18 protein-coding genes are annotated in these 15,906 nt (G+C 66.8%); 10 read left to right on the forward strand and 8 right to left on the reverse strand.

Features of this window, described 5'->3' with window-relative positions; translation table 11 throughout:
* Window position 1: 1 nt before the first annotated feature.
* Window positions 2-1,285 (reverse strand): cytochrome P450, encoded by a 1,284-nt coding sequence (locus tag ACJH6I_RS15455; RefSeq protein ID WP_293019883.1) that lies wholly within the window; start codon window positions 1,283-1,285, stop codon window positions 2-4.
* An 81-nt stretch (window positions 1,286-1,366) separates the two neighbouring features.
* Between ACJH6I_RS15455 and ACJH6I_RS15460 the strand changes: the two genes are divergently transcribed.
* The gene (locus tag ACJH6I_RS15460) at window positions 1,367-3,295 is read left to right on the forward strand and encodes a flavin-containing monooxygenase (RefSeq protein WP_406784254.1); all 1,929 of its coding nucleotides are present in this window, start codon (window positions 1,367-1,369) and stop codon (window positions 3,293-3,295) included.
* Between the two features lie 13 nt (window positions 3,296-3,308).
* Here ACJH6I_RS15460 and ACJH6I_RS15465 read toward each other — a convergent pair whose 3' ends face one another.
* A complete protein-coding gene (locus ACJH6I_RS15465) occupies window positions 3,309-3,725 on the reverse strand; it encodes a DUF6188 family protein (protein WP_064859370.1) in 417 nt (138 codons plus the stop codon).
* 191 nt (window positions 3,726-3,916) lie between these two features.
* On the opposite strand from ACJH6I_RS15465, the gene ACJH6I_RS15470 reads away from it, so the two are divergent.
* On the forward strand, window positions 3,917-4,369 hold the full coding sequence (locus tag ACJH6I_RS15470; protein WP_064859373.1) for a redoxin domain-containing protein: 453 nt from the start codon (window positions 3,917-3,919) through the stop codon (window positions 4,367-4,369).
* Window positions 4,366-5,223, forward strand: coding sequence for a cytochrome c biogenesis CcdA family protein (locus ACJH6I_RS15475; protein ID WP_226518499.1), 858 nt, complete (start codon window positions 4,366-4,368; stop codon window positions 5,221-5,223). The genes ACJH6I_RS15470 and ACJH6I_RS15475 overlap by 4 nt, the downstream gene beginning before the upstream one ends.
* Before the next feature lie 3 nt (window positions 5,224-5,226).
* On the opposite strand, the gene ACJH6I_RS15480 is transcribed toward ACJH6I_RS15475, so the two are convergent.
* Window positions 5,227-5,433 (reverse strand): hypothetical protein, encoded by a 207-nt coding sequence (locus ACJH6I_RS15480; protein ID WP_226518498.1) that lies wholly within the window; start codon window positions 5,431-5,433, stop codon window positions 5,227-5,229.
* A gap of 381 nt (window positions 5,434-5,814) precedes the next feature.
* On the opposite strand from ACJH6I_RS15480, the gene ACJH6I_RS15485 reads away from it, so the two are divergent.
* Together ACJH6I_RS15485 and ACJH6I_RS15490 are read left to right on the forward strand one after the other, a co-directional pair.
* Window positions 5,815-7,116 (forward strand): hypothetical protein, encoded by a 1,302-nt coding sequence (locus ACJH6I_RS15485; RefSeq protein WP_226518497.1) that lies wholly within the window; start codon window positions 5,815-5,817, stop codon window positions 7,114-7,116.
* Between the two features lie 104 nt (window positions 7,117-7,220).
* Window positions 7,221-7,985 carry a L,D-transpeptidase family protein gene (locus ACJH6I_RS15490; protein WP_406774817.1) on the forward strand — a complete coding sequence of 255 codons (765 nt, stop codon included), beginning with the start codon at window positions 7,221-7,223 and terminating at the stop codon, window positions 7,983-7,985.
* On the opposite strand, the gene ACJH6I_RS15495 is transcribed toward ACJH6I_RS15490, so the two are convergent.
* The gene (locus ACJH6I_RS15495; protein WP_226522171.1) at window positions 7,975-8,712 is read right to left on the reverse strand and encodes a helix-turn-helix domain-containing protein; all 738 of its coding nucleotides are present in this window, start codon (window positions 8,710-8,712) and stop codon (window positions 7,975-7,977) included. The genes ACJH6I_RS15490 and ACJH6I_RS15495 overlap by 11 nt on opposite strands.
* Before the next feature lie 139 nt (window positions 8,713-8,851).
* Here ACJH6I_RS15495 and ACJH6I_RS15500 point away from each other — a divergent pair, with 139 nt between their 5' ends.
* Window positions 8,852-9,193 carry a hypothetical protein gene (locus ACJH6I_RS15500; protein WP_226518496.1) on the forward strand — a complete coding sequence of 114 codons (342 nt, stop codon included), beginning with the start codon at window positions 8,852-8,854 and terminating at the stop codon, window positions 9,191-9,193.
* Here the strand turns inward: ACJH6I_RS15500 and ACJH6I_RS15505 are convergent.
* On the reverse strand, window positions 9,165-10,424 hold the full coding sequence (locus ACJH6I_RS15505; RefSeq protein ID WP_226518495.1) for a cytochrome P450: 1,260 nt from the start codon (window positions 10,422-10,424) through the stop codon (window positions 9,165-9,167). The genes ACJH6I_RS15500 and ACJH6I_RS15505 overlap by 29 nt on opposite strands.
* Window positions 10,425-10,706: 282 nt before the next feature.
* Between ACJH6I_RS15505 and ACJH6I_RS15510 the strand changes: the two genes are divergently transcribed.
* Window positions 10,707-11,171 carry a hypothetical protein gene (locus ACJH6I_RS15510; protein ID WP_226518494.1) on the forward strand — a complete coding sequence of 155 codons (465 nt, stop codon included), beginning with the start codon at window positions 10,707-10,709 and terminating at the stop codon, window positions 11,169-11,171.
* On the opposite strand, the gene ACJH6I_RS15515 is transcribed toward ACJH6I_RS15510, so the two are convergent.
* The gene (locus ACJH6I_RS15515) at window positions 11,168-11,899 is read right to left on the reverse strand and encodes a Crp/Fnr family transcriptional regulator (protein WP_226518493.1); all 732 of its coding nucleotides are present in this window, start codon (window positions 11,897-11,899) and stop codon (window positions 11,168-11,170) included. The genes ACJH6I_RS15510 and ACJH6I_RS15515 overlap by 4 nt on opposite strands.
* A 149-nt stretch (window positions 11,900-12,048) precedes the next feature.
* Here ACJH6I_RS15515 and ACJH6I_RS15520 point away from each other — a divergent pair, with 149 nt between their 5' ends.
* The gene (locus ACJH6I_RS15520; RefSeq protein WP_226518492.1) at window positions 12,049-12,732 is read left to right on the forward strand and encodes a PAS and ANTAR domain-containing protein; all 684 of its coding nucleotides are present in this window, start codon (window positions 12,049-12,051) and stop codon (window positions 12,730-12,732) included.
* 110 nt (window positions 12,733-12,842) lie between these two features.
* On the forward strand, window positions 12,843-13,403 hold the full coding sequence (locus ACJH6I_RS15525; protein WP_226522170.1) for a DUF1942 domain-containing protein: 561 nt from the start codon (window positions 12,843-12,845) through the stop codon (window positions 13,401-13,403).
* Between the two features lie 6 nt (window positions 13,404-13,409).
* Here the strand turns inward: ACJH6I_RS15525 and ACJH6I_RS15530 are convergent, their stop codons facing one another.
* Both ACJH6I_RS15530 and ACJH6I_RS15535 read right to left on the reverse strand, forming a co-directional pair.
* Entirely contained in the window at window positions 13,410-14,753 is a 1,344-nt protein-coding gene (locus tag ACJH6I_RS15530; RefSeq protein WP_406784255.1) for a cytochrome P450, read from the reverse strand.
* Window positions 14,744-15,127 carry a hypothetical protein gene (locus tag ACJH6I_RS15535; protein WP_293019888.1) on the reverse strand — a complete coding sequence of 128 codons (384 nt, stop codon included), beginning with the start codon at window positions 15,125-15,127 and terminating at the stop codon, window positions 14,744-14,746. The genes ACJH6I_RS15530 and ACJH6I_RS15535 overlap by 10 nt, the downstream gene beginning before the upstream one ends.
* Window positions 15,128-15,196: 69 nt before the next feature.
* Here ACJH6I_RS15535 and ACJH6I_RS15540 point away from each other — a divergent pair, with 69 nt between their 5' ends.
* A complete protein-coding gene (locus ACJH6I_RS15540) occupies window positions 15,197-15,790 on the forward strand; it encodes a TetR/AcrR family transcriptional regulator (protein WP_226518489.1) in 594 nt (197 codons plus the stop codon).
* The last annotated feature ends 116 nt before the right edge of the window (window positions 15,791-15,906 follow it).

The raw sequence follows: 15,906 nt of genomic DNA on the forward strand, positions 1-15,906 counted from the left end.
GTCAGCGCGGGGGTGTCCAGCTGACCGGCAGGCGCTTGATGCCGTGGATGAACTGCGACCACAACCGGTCGGGCTCGTCGGTGGCCGTCAGGTCGGGTACGCGGCGGTGAATCTCCTCGAACGCCACGGCGATCTCGCGACGGGCCAGATTCGCGCCCAGGCAGAAGTGTGCGCCACCACCGCCGAAGCCCAAGTGCGGATTGGGGTTCCGGTGTACGTCGAAAAGCCAGGGCCGGTCGAATTTCGCCTCGTCCCGGTTGGCCGAGCCGTACCACAACGTGACCTTCTGCCCGGCTTGCATTTTCACGCCGCTCAGCTCGAAGTCCTGCGTCAGGGTCCGGCGCATGTAAGCGACGGGGGAGGCCCAGCGGATGATCTCCTCGACGGCGGTGGGTGCCACCGCGTCGTAGTCGGCCCACCACTGTTGGCGCTGTTCAGGGAACCGGCTGAGCGTCAGCACCCCGTGGCTGATCGCGTTACGCGTGGTCTCGTTCCCCGCGACCACCAGCAGGATGAAGAACGACGCCACCTCGCTCGACGTGAGGCGTTCGCCGTCGACCTCGGCCTGCACCAGGGCGGTGGTCAGGTCGTCGTGCGGGTTGACGCGCCGGTCGTCGGCCAGTGCCGTGGCGTAGGCGCCGATGTCCATGGCGCACCGGAAGAACTCCTCGTAGTCGGTCGTCAGATCGGGATCGCCGAATCCGAGAATGATGTTGGTCCAGTGGAAGATCCGCTCGTGATCCTGGTCCGGGATGCCCATCATGTCGCAGATGATCTGCAACGGCAGGGGACCTGCGAGGTCGGCGACGATGTCGCCGTGGCCGTCGGGATGACGCTGGATCATGGACTCGACCAGGCTGCGGGCCCGGTTGCGCACCGACGCTTCCGTCCGCGCCACCACTTTCGGGGTGAACGCGCTGCGCACGATGTTGCGCAGCCGCGTGTGCCGCGGGTCGTCCATAACGATCATCGAGCCGAAATACTCGGCCAGTTCCGGCGTCTGCTCCGGGATGGTGATGCCGTCGGCGGAGCTGAAGATGTGCGGGTGGCGGCTGGCGAAGAAGACGTCGTCGTAGCGCGTCAACGCCCAATGGCCGGGACCCGTCTCGAACCCCTCCTGGGCCAGTTCGCCGTGGAAGGATATCGGTGCTTCGCGCCGCAGCGTGGCGAACGCACCGTCGCGGAACCAGTCGTTCCGGCCCCAGAACCGGACCGAACCGAGATCGATGTCCGACAGTGCGAGGTCCGCCGGCGGTGCGCCGTTGTCGAGTAACGCGATGGCCATCTTCGGAGCGTAGAGCCCCGTCGTACCGCATGGCGGGAGAATCGGCTGCGAAGAATCCGCCGGACGTGATAGCACCTTCTGGTGCGCAACCCACATGCAGGACAACCGTTTACGACCTCCGACGAGGACATCGCCCGTGCGCTGCTGGACGTCAGCATCCCCACGCTGATGCTGTCGCTGGTGCACATGTCCGGTGATCCGGAGCTGATCCGCGGTGCCCTGCGCCCTGCCGGGCTGTTCCTCAACGAGGTCCAGGGCTACATGTCCGAGGACGACAAGGCCACGGTCCGCACCCTGGCGCTGAAGATCATCGCCGACTACCGCGACCGCGGCTGCCCCGAGCCGGAACCGATCGGCGCGGAGTTGCTCAAGGAGATGATGGAGTGGCTGGTCTGCGAACCGGTGCCGGATGAGTACGTGCCGATGGTGCTGGAGGAGATGGAGCTCGACGGAACCGATGTCCGCGCCGGCGCGGCGGGTCGCGACGCCGAATCGGCGGCCGACTTTCCCGTGCTCGTCATCGGCTGCGGCGAATCGGGACTGCTGGCCGGTATCCGCCTGAAAGAGGCGGGGATTCCGTTCACCATCATCGAACGTGCCCCCGGCGTCGGCGGCACGTGGTGGCACAACAGCTATCCCGGCGCCCGCGTCGATGTCGGAAACCACTTCTACTGCTACAGCTTTGAACCCAGCGACCACTGGACGCAGTTCTTCGCCGAACAGCCGGAACTGCAAGCCTATTTCGAAGGCATCCTGGACAAGTACGGCATCCGCCCGCACGTCCGGTTCGAAACCGAGGTCACCGGCGCACGATGTGATGAGGCGACCGCGCTGTGGCAGGTCACCGTCCGCAACGCGGACGGCACGTCGGACACGGTCTCGGCGCGCGCCGTGATCAGCGCCGTCGGGCAACTCAATCGGCCTTATCTGCCGCCCATCTCGGGGCGCGCCGACTTCGCGGGCCCGTCATTCCATTCGGCGCAGTGGGATCACGACGTCGACCTCACCGGCAAGCATGTCGCGATGGTCGGCGCCGGTGCCAGCGGCTTTCAGATAGCGCCGTCGATCGCCGGAAAAGTGGCTTCGCTCAATATCTTTCAGCGAACCGCGCAATGGATGTTCCCCAACCCCAACTACCACGCCATGGTCGGCGACGGCGTCAAGTGGGCACTGAAGCACCTGCCGTTCTACGGACGCTGGTACCGCTTCCTGCTGTTCTGGCCCGGCTGCGACAAGGGCCTGGCCGCGGCCCGCGTCGACCCGGACTACCCGGACCAGGGGCGCGCGGTCAGTGAGATCAACGACGTCACCCGAATCATGTTCACCGAGTGGATCAAAGGCCAGATCGGTGACGATCCGGACCTGCTGGCGAAGGTCATCCCGGACTATCCGGCGACCGGTAAGCGGACATTGCAGGACAACGGCAGCTGGCTCCAGACGCTGACTCAGGACCACGTCGAACTCATCCGCACGCCCATCGCGCGCATCGAGCACGACGCCGTCGTGACGGCCGACGGGCAGCGACATCCCGCCGATGTGATCGTGTACGCCACCGGATTTCACGCCGGAAAGGTGCTGTGGCCCATGACCATCGTCGGCCGCGACGGCCGGGTCCTGGCCGAGCAGTGGGGTGAACGGCCCACGGCATATCTCGGCATCACGGTCCCGGGCTTCCCGAACTTCTTCTGCATGTACGGTCCCGGCACCAACCTCGCCAGTGGCGGCAGCCTGATCTTCCATTCGGAATGCCAGATGCGTTACATCTCAGAGTGTTTGGACCTACTGCTGGCCGGTCACGGTCGGTGGATGGAACCGCGGCCCGAGAAGCTCGACGACTGGGTGCAGCGCAGCCAGGCCGAGATGCGCACCATGGTGTGGTCGCAGCCGTCCATCAAGCACTCGTTCTACAAGAACGCCGACGGCGACGTCTACACGCTCAGCCCGTGGCGGCTGGTCGACTACTGGACCTGGACGCGGAACGCCGACCCGGAGGACTACACCTTCGGGTGAGCGGCCCGCGCGGTCAGGTGTTGACGGCCTCGTCGTCCGGCAGATCGTGCCGGACGACCCGCACCCGCCCGTGGGGCAGGCACGCGGCGTAGCCGTGGTGCTTGCCGTAGAGCTCCCACGAGGTGTGCTCCTGGTCGGTGGGCACGTCGATGCGGTGTCCGTCGGCGAACGCCAGATGCAGGCTGCCGTTGTCATCCCACTCGGCGTGCGTGCACTTCTGGCCGGCGAAATCGAACAACGGCCGTTCCTGCTTGCGCACGTCGGCCGGGTTGATCGCGACGACCTCCTGCGGGTCGGTCTCGGTGGCAGGCAGGGTCAGGGCCAGCGGTGCCGAGATGACGAGCTCGTTGTAGTCCTCCATGTCCAGCACCAGTCCGTCGCGGAAGGAGATCCGCTGCACTGCGCATCCTGTTATCCACTGTTCGGTCATAACCCACTGTGTTACGACCTGGCCCGGTGCGCAACATCGTGCGGTGAACTCGTCCGGTACGGGGTACGTGTACCTGATACCGGTCGGCTGAACTGGAGGTACTGACCATGGTCACCATCGCATCGCCGTCGACATACCGACTGCCGCACACCGCGGTCTGGCGCCTGGCCGTCACGATCGTCGCGGCGCTCATGTTGCTGGTCCTGACGAGCGTGAGCGTCCCGAAAGCCCGCGCCGACGACCGGCTGCAATTCACCGGCGCCCTGCTCAGCGGTGGGACGTTCAACGGCGCGAGCCTGGCCGGGCGTCCGGCGGTGCTGTGGTTCTGGACGCCGTGGTGCCCGTTCTGCAACGCCGAGGCCCCCGGCGTGCATGCGGTGGCAGCGGCCAATCCGAACGTCGCGTTCGTCGGGATCGCGGCGCACGCCGACCCGGGCGCGATGAGCGCCTTCGCCGGCAAGTACGGACTGAACTTCCCGACCATCAACGACGCCGACGGGTCCATCTGGGCGCGCTACCAGGTGCCCTGGCAGCCGGCCTATGTCTTCTACCGGGCCGACGGCACCTCGACGTTCGTCAACAATCCGACGTCGGCGATGCCGGAATCGGAACTGGCCGAACGGGTTTCGGCATTGACCAGGTGAACGGGCTGTCGCTGGCCTTCGTGGCGGGCGTCGTCGCCGCGCTGAACCCGTGCGGTTTCGCGATGCTGCCCGGCTATCTGGCGCTGGTCACGCAGGGCGGCCGCACCGGCCCCGCGCCGGCGCTGATCCGTGCGGTCACCGCCACCATCGTGATGGCGCTCGGTTTCGCGACGGTCTTCGCCGCGTTCGGGGTGCTGGCCGTGTCGGTCGCCGACCTGGTGCAGCGATACCTGCCGGTGGCGACGCTGCTGATCGGCGTCGTCCTGGTGATAGTCGGGGTGGGTCAGGTGCTGGGCCGGCCCCTGTTGTCGTTGCGGTTGGCGGGGGCGGCGGCGGCCGGCGCACCCGACGCCCGGCTCGGGTCGATGTTCGGTTACGGCATCGCGTACGCGCTGGTATCGGTGTCCTGCACCATCGCCCCGTTTCTGGCGGTGACCGGGATCGGCTTGCGGGACAAGAACATCGGTGCGTCGGCCGGCTATCTGGGCGCCTACGTCGCCGGCTTCGCGGCCCTCGTCGGGGTGCTGGCGGTGACCGCGGCGGTGTCCGGGTCGGCGGTTGCGGACCGGTTGCGGGGCTGGACGCGCTGGGCACCGATGATCGGCGGTGTCCTGCTGGTGATTTCGGGTCTCTACGTCGCCTACTACGGCGGCTACGAGTTGAGATTGCGGGGGAGTGTCGGGACCGATCCGGTGATCGCGGTCGCCGGCCGGATCCAGCAGCAACTCGCCGGCTGGGCGTACCGCCTGCCGTGGCCACTGGCCGCCGCGGCAGTTATCGCAGCCGGCGTGGCCGTCATCCTGGGTATCCGGAACCGGCGACGACGCAACGTCGCCCGCGGCCGCGACAGCTGAGCGCTACCGGTTGACGAGCGGGAAGGCCAGCGCGCAGCCGGATTCGATGGAGTGTGCCCAGGCGTCTTGCTCGGCAGAGGCCCGCAGGTGCCGGGGTCGTGCGGTCCAGCCGCAGGTGCAGGTGGCGTAGGAGCAGCCGAGGCCGCGGACATGAACGCCCACCTCGCCGTGGGACACCGAAGTCGGTGTGGTGAGTGGCGGTGCCGTCATGATGCTGACCTCCTGGCTGGTCTTGTCGACGATTCTCCCGCCGCCCCATCACGGGAAGCAGTAGCGACAGGTCACAACTAGGCCACTGCATACCTCCGCCGGCCGGCCTTCAACGTGCGGCGCACAATCGGGCCACGCCGTGCAGCATCGGCGAAGATGGCAAATACTGATAACGGTTTGAACACAGCGCCGTGGCCAACTGGCAAATCACCGCAGGTCGGTGGCTTATGGACGGGTGCATTGTGGCGCAGGTTACGGGTAAAGTCACCGGTCAAAGGGTGGCTTGTCTCACCGCGATTCCGGATAGTTCCCGCACGCCGAAGCGCGCGTCATCGCCGGTCGTGCGCCGCCGTTATGCGTTTTTCTGAAGGGGTTGTTTGCGTGGACGCGGTGCTCGGGTTGGCCATGACTCCGTCGTCCATCGGCCTGGTCCTGGTCGAGGGCAATGACGTGGACGGTTTCACCATGGACCACGACGCCGTGGAGATCATGAACTCCGACGACGCCACCGCGGCCGTGCTGCGCAGCGAGGCCCTGGCGGCGACGCGGGGGCTGCGGCTCAAGTCGATCGGGCTGACGTGGAGCGACGACGCCGACGCCGAAGCCTCGATGCTCATGCAGTCGCTGTCGGAGTCCGGTTTCGACAATGTGGTGCCGGTGCGCTTCCCGGAGGCGAACGAGGCGGTGGTCCGCGGAATCGCCGACGCGCTGGGCTGTGGCACCACCGCCGTGTGCACGATCGAGCCGGAATTTGCGATCACCATGATCGTGCACGCGGCCAGCGGCGCCGTCCACACGGCCGTGAACCACTCCATCGGCTCGCGAGCGGGGCTCACCAGCTGGCTCAGCGCGGTGTTCGCCCGCGCGGACTGGCAGCCGGAGGCCCTGGTGGTGATCGGCTCCGCCGGTAACTTCGAGGCCATCCTGCCGGGGCTGCAGGACGCGCTGTCGGTGCCGGTGTTCACGCCGGAGGAAGCTGATCTGGCCCTCGCCCGTGGTGCGGCGCTGGTGTCGGTGCGGTCGGGCGACTCGGACCTGTCGGAGCCGTACTACTTCGGCGACGTGCCGCGTCCCGACGAATGGGCCGGACAGGATTTCGGCTGGGACCCGACGTTCGATGCTTTCGAGGAGGAGTTCGAGCGACCCGCGTTCGCGCCCGCCGGTCGGCACCGGTCGAGCGGTTCGTCGCGGTGGGAGAAGGTGCCGAGCTCGCCCGCGCTGCCCCTGACCATGCTGGCCGTCGGGTCGACGGCGTTCGTGGCATCGGTGTCGATGGCTGTCACGCTGCAGTTCCTGCCCTCGCGCGGCGCTCCGTCGACGTCGGTCACCAAGAGCCCGCGGCCCGCGGCCGCCGAGCAGGCCGTCGCGCCGGTCGAGCCGCCGACGGTGCACGTGGCGCCCGCCGCCGAGCCGTCGGCCGAGCTGTCGGCACCCGTCGAAGCGCCACTGTCCGATGCGCCGGTGGTCGAGCCGCAAGCGGCTCCCGTCGTCGAACCCGAACCGGCAGCGCACCCCGACGGCCTGCCGCCTGCCGAGGTGCCACCTTCCGCCACGGACATCCCGCCGGTGGAGATGCCGTCCAACGCGGTCGCGGTCGCCGTACCGGCGGACGGCCCGGCACCGGCCGTTCCGGCGCCTGCCGATGCCGCGGCGCCGGCCGAGCCCGCCGCCCCGCCGCAGTAAATCCTCAGGTCGTTCCACATTCGCCGGGCCGGGCGCGTGCGGCTGACCGAAGTAACGTCCGGAGCCGAACTACGATATGTAGTGAACGTATCCCGGACCGGAGGATGGACCCCTTGCCCAAAACTGTGCGTTATGCGCTGGCCGTCGCCGCATCTGCGGTGATGATGCTGAGCGGCTCCGTGGGTGCTGCTGTCGCGGCGTTGCCCGAGTCCCTTCCGGTCGCCACGATCAGCCCGAGTGGCGGCCCCGCCGTCGGTGTCGGGATGCCCGTCACGGTGACGTTCAGCCGGCCGGTCGCAGACCGGGGACGCGCCGAGCGGACCATCGAGTTCTCGTCGCCGAAGATGACGAAGGCGCCCGCCGGGACGTTCTCGTGGCCCGCGGACAACAAGATGCAGTTCACGCCCAGCACGTACTGGCCGGCGCACTCGTCCATCATGGTGTCGGTCGGCGGGGTCAAGCAGTCGTTCGAGACCGCCACGGCCACCCTCGGTGTCGCGAGCATCAGCGGGCACACCTTCACGGTGAGCATCGACGGGCAGGTCGTGAAGACGATGCCGGCGTCCATGGGCAAGCCCAAGCATCCGACACCGGTGGGGTCGTTCACCGCGATGTCGAAGGAGAATCCTGTCGTCATGGATTCGCGGACCATCGGCATCCCGCTCAACGACCCCGAGGGCTACAAGCTGACGGTCTACTACGCCGTGCGGGTGACCTCGGGCGGCGTCTACGTGCACGCGGCGCCGTGGTCCGTTGCGCAGCAAGGCAGTTCGAACGTGAGTCACGGCTGCATCAACCTGAGCACCGACAACGCGCAGTGGTACTACAACCAGGTCAACATCGGCGACCCGATCATCATCAACTCCTGAGCGCCTGCGCCGTCACCTCGTCGGCGGGCAGGAACGCTTCGATGCTCAACTCCACCGCCGTGAGGTCCAGCGCGGTGCCGAAAGTGGTGACGGTGCTGATGAAGGTCAGTACCCGGCCGTCCGGGCCGTCGACCTCCAGCGGCACCGCGACCCCGCCGAGATCGGACGAGTCGACGTCGCCACCGGGGTAGGCCTCGATCTCGGTCAGCAGGTCGTGGAGCTCCTCCGACGCGCTGGCGGAAACCTCGCGGCGCAGCCTGCCGAGCACGTGGTGCCGCCACTGGCCGAGATTGCGAATCCGGGGCGCCAGGCCGTCTGGGTGCAGTGAGATGCGAAGCGCGTTGGGCGATTCGAGCAACCGCGGAGCGACGTCCTGGAGCAGTACGGCGATGCCGGCGTTGGCGGCGACGATGTTCCACAGGTGGTCGACGGCCAGGCACGGAAACGGTTCGTATGCGGCGAGGACGCGATCGATCCCGGTGCGTACCGCGCTCATCTCCGGATCGTCGAGTGACCGCTCGGCGAACACGGGCGCATGACCCGCCGCCAGCAGTAGCCGGTTCTGTTCTCGCGCAGGGACATCGAGCACGCTGCCGAGCTTGAGCACCATGGCGCGGCTCGGCGTCGATCGGCCGGTCTCGATGAAACTGAGATGGCGCGCCGAGACGTCGGCCTCGATCGCCAGGTCGAGCTGGCTGATGCGCCGCCGCTGGCGCCACTGCCGCATCAGCGTTCCGAAAGGTTGCGGCGATCGTGTCGGGGCAGCGCTGGCGGCGGTCACGATCCCAGTGTCGCGGTTGGCCGTCCCGGTGGCGACTACCTGTCAGGTAATTGCGGCAATTACCTGATGCGGACAGCCTCGAATCATGCGCACGAACCACACAACCCAACCACCGCCGCAGTCCCCGCCAGTGTGGCTGCGTGCCGTCATGGCGGCCGACCGAACCGGATCGGCGTGGTACGTCGGTACCGGATTCTTCTTCGCGCCGGTGTTGATGCTGGTGTCGCCCTGGCCCGTGCTGACGACCGTGCTGTGGGTGGTCATCGCCGTCACCGGCTTGTGGCTGGGCCTGCTCGGTGTCGCGATGGCGACGGGCCTCGCCATGGTGCTGCGCTCCGGCGAGGAGCTGTCCGACGACTACTGGCAGTCCCTGCTCGACTATCCGGGCGGGCCCAAGATCACTGCGCGACAGCTGGTTTCGCGTTAGCGCCGGTGTAGTCGACCTGCCAGTGCTTGATGCCGTTCAGCCAGCCGGACCGCAGCCGCTCCGGCTCGCTGAGCGGACGCAGGTCCGGCAGGTGGTCGGCGATCGCGTTGAACATCAGGTCGATCGTCATGCGGGCCAGGTTCGCCCCGATGCAGTAGTGGGCGCCGGTCCCGCCGAAGCCGACGTGCGGGTTCGGATCACGCATGATGTTGAACGTGTACGGGTCGTCGAACACCTCTTCATCGAAGTTGGCCGACCGGTAGAACATCACCACCCGCTGGCCCTTCTTGATCGGCACTCCGCTGAGTTCGGTGTCCTGCGTCGCGGTGCGCTGGAACGAGGTGACCGGCGTCGCCCAGCGGACGATCTCGTCGGCTGCCGTCGCCGGGCGTTCGCGCTTGAACAGTTCCCACTGGTCCGGGTGCTCGGCGAAGGCCATCATGCCCTGCGTGATGGTGTTGCGGGTCGTCTCATTGCCCGCCACCGCCAGCAGGATGACGAAGAATCCGAACTCGTCGTCCGAGAGCTTGTGTCCCTCGACGTCGGCCTGCACCAGCCGGGTCACCAGATCGTCGCGCGGGTTGGCGCCCCGGTCGGCGGCCATGGCCATGCCATACATGATCAGTTCGACCGACGCCGTGATGGCGTCATTGCCGGCGAATTCGGGGTCCATGTCGCCGACCATCTGATTGGACCAGTGGAACAGCTTCTTCCGGTCTTCCTGCGGCACGCCCATCAGTCCGGCGATGGCCTGCAGCGGCAGCTCACACGACACCTGCTCGACGAAATCGCCGTAGCCCTGCGTGGCTGCCTCCTGCACGATCTGTTGTGCGCGCCGGCTCAGTTCGTCGCGCAGTAGTTCGATGGCCCGCGGCGTGAACATGCGGGAGATGATCTTGCGCAGGTGGGTGTGGTGTGGCGCGTCCATGTTGAGCAGCACGAATTTGCCGCGCTCGATCTGCTCGGTGACAGTGCCGTCCTGGTACCGCGGGATGGCCGTCTTCACCTGGCTGGAGAACACGTCGCTGCGGCGCGACACCTCCTTGACGTCTTTGTGCCGCGTCACCACCCAGTAGCCACCGTCGTCGAAGCCACCCTTGCCCATGGGCTGTTCGTTCCACCAGATCGGCGCGACGTGGCGCAGTTCGGCCAGCTCCGTGACCGGCAGCCGCTGCGCGTAGATGTCGGGGTCGGTGAAGTCGAATCCCGCTGGGATGTTGGGTGCCGCCATGTGACGCTCCTCACTCTGCAACGTGTTCCAATTTAGTACCGCGTGCCGGTCGGAGCCGCAAGGTTATGCCGATAATTCGGCCCGGATTCTGGGCGAATGGCGATGCCCGCCGAACGTACGGGCACTATTCGTCGTAGCCGATCCGGCTGTTGCAGGTCCGCCGCGGCGCGGGACGCCAGCCGGGATTCGTACGGCCGCACCACATTGATCCGGCAAATTCCCAGCAATACCGCAGTCACCTGTAGCACCATTGGTTACCGGAGACGGACGGGAGGGCAACACATGAGAATCCTGGACAGCGTCAAATTCCGCGCCGTAGGTCTGGCCTGCGCAGCGTTGCTGCTGCCGGTCACGCCGGCCGCCGCCGCGTGGGCCGACGACACCGCGCCGGTCGACCTCTCGGCCGCGCCGATCGATCCGCCGCCGCCCGTGGATCCCAAGCCGGCTCCGGTCGGGAAGCCGGTCCCGGTGGCGAACGCCGCACCGGTGCCGCACCTGTCCAGTCCCGAGAATCTGCCGCCGTACACCACGACCACTGCGGAAGGTTCGCAGGACACCGACCAGCTGTCGTATCTGCGCGATGTGTGGCACGCCGTCCAGGAACGCGAGATCAGCCCGAAGCAGGCCCTCGTGCTGCTGGCGCAGCGCCCGATGGACGCCGACGCGGCACCGCCCGCGGGGATGCCCGCCGGTCCGCAGGCACCGGTCGCAGCTCCGGCGCCCGCGCCGGAGGACCCGGTCGGCTAGTTCGGCCGGCCCGCGTCGCGCACGGCCGTGAGTGCCTGGTCGACAATCCGATAGCACTCGCACGCGATCTGCCGGAGTCCGACGCGGTCGACGATCTCGATGTTGCCGCGCCGGTAGGTGATCAAACCCTCGCGCTGCATCCGCGCCGCCGTGTCCGAGATGGTCGGACGCTGCACACCCAGCATCTGCGACAGGCTTTCCTGGGTGCTCGAGAATTGTTGGCAGTCGTATCGGTCATGGGCGGCCAGGAGCCAGCGCGCCAGCCGTGCCCGCACCGAGTGCTGGCTGATGCACAGCACGTTCTGGGCCGTCTGGATGAGCAGATAGTCGGTGAACCTGTCGATCGCGTCGTGCCACGGACCCCCTTCTGTGGTCGCCCGGAGAAATTCGGCAACCGGTACGTAGGCGGTGTCGCCGGCACACCAGCAGATGACGGTCTGGCGGCTGTTGCGGGCACCCAGGTGACCGGCGATGCCGACCAGGCCTTCTGATCCGACGGTTCCCACTTCGATACCGGTGCCGTGTTCGGATTCGGCCAGCACCGAATAGACCGAGTCGAGGGGAAAGTGGATGTGGCTCAACGGGGTTCCGGCCCGTTGCGCGACGTGGCCGATGGGGCTGAAGTCGACCTGGATGTGCGGCAGCAATCGATCGAGGCGGTCGCTGTCGAAGGTTGCAAGCACCGCGTTGCGGTGCAGATCGCTCACCGAACCCCCAAGCCCACTCATGCAAGCTACTCGACAGGTGTGCCGTGCCGATATGAACTCGCCACTTTGGCGTTTGCTATGTCAGAGAGCTGACATAGCGGCTAGTATTTGCGGGCCGACCGTCAGCGCGGCCCGGCTTAGCCCTCATAGAGATCGACGATTGGTTCTGTATGCCTGATGCACTGGCCGATGCCGCCGATGCCGCCGATGCCGACAACGCGTCCGAGCACTGGGAGGTCGCCGCGGTACTGGCCGGCGGGGATTCGCCGAAGGCCGGGGGATTCAAGTTCTTCGTCGCCGATCAGCGGTGGGTGTGGTCCGCAGAGGTGGCCCGCATGCACGGCTACGCGCCAGGACAGGTGGAGCCCACGACCGAGTTGCTGCTGAGCCACAAGCACCCTGACGACCGGGCCCGGGTGGCAGAAATCCTGGACCGCGTGCGGTCGGGAGGCCTGTTCAGCAGTCGGCACCGGATCATCGACGTCGATGGCAAGACCCACTGGATGGTGGTGGTCGGTGACCACGTGACCGACGAGTCGGGTCGGGTGATCGGGACGCAGGGCTACTACGTCGATGTCACCGAGACCATGCAAGCCGACCTCACCTCGGAGATCAAAGAGGTCGTGAAGTCCCGCGCCATCATCGAGCAGGCCAAGGGCATCCTGATGGCGGCATACGGCATCGATGCCGACCGCGCGTTCGACATCCTGACGTGGCGCTCGCAGCTGACGCACGTCAAGGTCAAGGCCGTCGCGACACAGTTTCTCGAGGCCGTCATGCGGGAGGGGTTGTCGCCCGAGAGCGTCAGCACGATCGACCGGCTGCTCCTGCCGACCGACCCGGTTGCTACCTAGGTGTGATGTCCGGCGAGGTCTGCGCACAGGCCTGGTACAAATAGATCTACGTAGTAAGTACGTAGATCTATTTGTCGGAGGAGGCACAGGTGCGCATTGAGGCAAGGGTGATGGTGGCGGGAGCGGCATTGGCGGGTCTGGCTGCTCTCGGGGCGCCGCCGGCAGGTGCGGCTGCCGAAAAATGCCCGCATGAAGTGGGCTCACATCAACGGCTGACCGATGCAGGCGGCGCAGTGGTGCAGGATTGGACGCTGACCGGGCTGCACGCCAGCGCCGACGCCGCTCCCGGGTACCCCCTGGCAGGGCGGCTGTGGGAGGCGACGGTGACGGTCCGGGCGGTCAGCGGCGCGGTGACCCCGGTGATTCCGAACTTCTCGGCCATGGGGACCGACCACCGGAGCTACCCTGTGTTGTGGCAACTGGCCAGCCCGGCAGGGGTGTCCGGCGCAACACTGGCCGAAGGTCAAACTGCCACCGGCAAAGTGTATTTCGACGTCACCGGCGCCGATCCGGCGATGGTGTCCTACTCGTCCGGTGGCCCCAAACCTGCGATGATGTGGTGTGACATGGCCGCAATGGGACCGATGATGAACATGCCGATGGACGACTGCCCGTGCTGTGGCCCCGACTGCGCATGCTGTGGTCCTGGCCGCAATGGCATGGGCGGATAACCGGACTCAATCCTGACCTGTTGCCGAATTGCCGGCGGTGATCCGCAGTACCGCGCCGTGGCGCGGCACGGTGGTGATGTTGCGGACGCGCTCGGGCTCCTCGGGCCTGGTGGTGCGCAGTTCCCAGCGGGTCAGAATTTCGGTGAGGATGACGGTGGCCTCGGTGGTGGCGAACCCGGCGCCCAGACAGCGGCGGACGCCGCCTCCGAACGGCAACCAGGTGTTCGGCGGCGGGTTCGTCCCGAGGAAGCGCTCGGGACGGAATCGGTCCGGTTGCGCGTGGTTTCGAGGATCCTTGTGGGCCAACAGAATTGACGTATTGACTACCGTTCCGCGGGGGAGCGATTCACCACCGATCGTCATTGGCTCCGTGAGCTTACGGGCAGTGGAGACGATGACGCTGTGGCGGCGCAGACCTTCCCGGAACACCGCGTCGAGGTACTTGTCGTCGCCGCGGTACGCGGCGGCCCGTGCTGTGGACTGAATTTCGGGGTGCGAGGCCAGTTCCCACAGTGTCCAGGCCAGTGCGGCGGCGGTCGTCTCATGACCGGCGAGCAGCAGCGACACCAGCTGGTCGCGCAACTCGGCGTCGGTCAGCGGGTCGCCGATCGCTTCACCATCGGCTCGGATCAGCCGTGACAGGACATCGCTGCGACTGGCGAGATCAACAGCCGTACGGCGCGACTGAATCTCGCGGTAGAAGATGGCATCGATGCGTTGCTGATTGGCTGCGAAACCCTTCCAGGGCGAAAACTGTTGCAGAAGAGGGAATCTGAATCCTGCGAAGATGGCCGGTGAAATGTTGATGATGGTGCGCAGCCGGTCGACGAGTTCGGCCTTGACCGTCGGATCGGTGACCCCGAACACGACCGTGATGATGATCTCCAGGGTCAGCCGGTTCATCGCCGTGAGCATGGCGACGTCGGTGTTCGGCGCCCATGCCGTCACTTCGGTCCGAGCCCGATCGGTGATCATCGCGCGGTATTCACGCAAGGCTGCGCCGTTGAACGCGGGCATCAGAAGTCCGCGCACCCGGCGATGCGCCTCCTCGTCGACGAGCAGCACCGAATGCTCGCCCAGCACTGCCCCGAGAATCTGGTTGCCTTCGCCGGCGTGCAGCTGGCGCGGGCCGGCCCGGAAGATGTCACCGATGGCCGCAGGCGTGGAGAAGACGACGAGGTCGTCGGCATAAGGCGGTACGTGCAGGCTGAAGACATCGCCGAATCGCTTCCGCAACAGCGGAAGAAACCACTCCCGGTACCTCAGGTACAGCATGCTCTGGAGGTACTTCGGAAGCCGGGGGCCGGGCGGCAACGTCCGCTGGCGTGGCGTCGTCCTCGTCACGCCCATGCCAGCCCCGCCTCGGATACCCGCTCGCGCAGCACGCGGACAAACGTGGCCGCGTCCGTTCCTGTGCCGGCGAAATCGTTCGGGCCCATGACGAGTCGGTGTCCGTCATCGGTGACCGCGACGACAGCGGGGGTGGCATCGCCGGTCAGCTGTGCGACTTCGGCTGTGCGTTCGTTGCGGTGTACCAGGTCGAACGGCACTGCGAGATTGCAGACGACGTCCTTCCACTCCGGGTTGGACCGGAGACCGCGGTGGGTGATTTCGCAGAGCGCGCATTCGGTCGTGCCGCGCAGCTTGCCCAGGACGTAAGCCAGCTCGCCTCGAACTCCGCCATCGCCGTTGTATACGCCGACCAATCCACGAACGACAGTCATCGCCGCCCTCCCCTTTGGTAAACAAATGTTTATGTCAACAAACGTATGTTTACCTGCTAAGGTCCGAACATGCAAGCGGTGGGTAATCGGGACAAACTTCTCGGCGGTGCGCTGGAGTGCATCCGCACCCTCGGGTACGGGGCCACGTCATCCCGCGACATCGCCCGTGCCGCCGGCGCCAATGTCGCATCGATCAACTACCACTTCGGCGGCAAGGACCAGCTTCTCGAACAGGCCCTGACCGCGTGCTTCGAGGGCTGGACCGAACGTCTCGAAGCGGCGCTCGCCGCAGGTGGCGAGGGCGGCAGTTTGCGCGAGCAATTGGTCGGCATCTTCCGCGCCACCGTTGACAGCTTCGCCGAAACGCGCCCCGCGGTCGTTTCCTGCATTGAATCCTGGGCGCCGGCATTGCGATCGGACACCATCCGCGCCGCGCTTGCCGACGGATACGCGCGGGTGCGGGATCGCGCCGAAGAACTAACCCGCCAGGCCCTTTCGCCGCGTGACGGTGATACGTCACTGAACCTCAAGGTGATCACATCGGTCACCCTCGCGGTCATCGACGGGCTCATGGTCCAGTGGATCGCGGACCCCGCCGCAACCCCGAACGCCGAGGAGATCGTGGACGCACTGGCAGCACTTGGTGCCATTGCCGCGTCGTAGCCGGCGGCGCCCGCTGGTCGTGGTGGCGACTCCGATCGCTCGCGACTACTGTCGAACTGCGTAAATCGGGCGGTTCGGCCGGGCCACGTGCGTGGCGAGTCGCGGACGCCTGCGCC

Origin of the sequence: Mycobacterium sp. SMC-13 (genome assembly GCF_045311035.1) — a bacterium.
Classification (GTDB): domain Bacteria; phylum Actinomycetota; class Actinomycetes; order Mycobacteriales; family Mycobacteriaceae; genus Mycobacterium.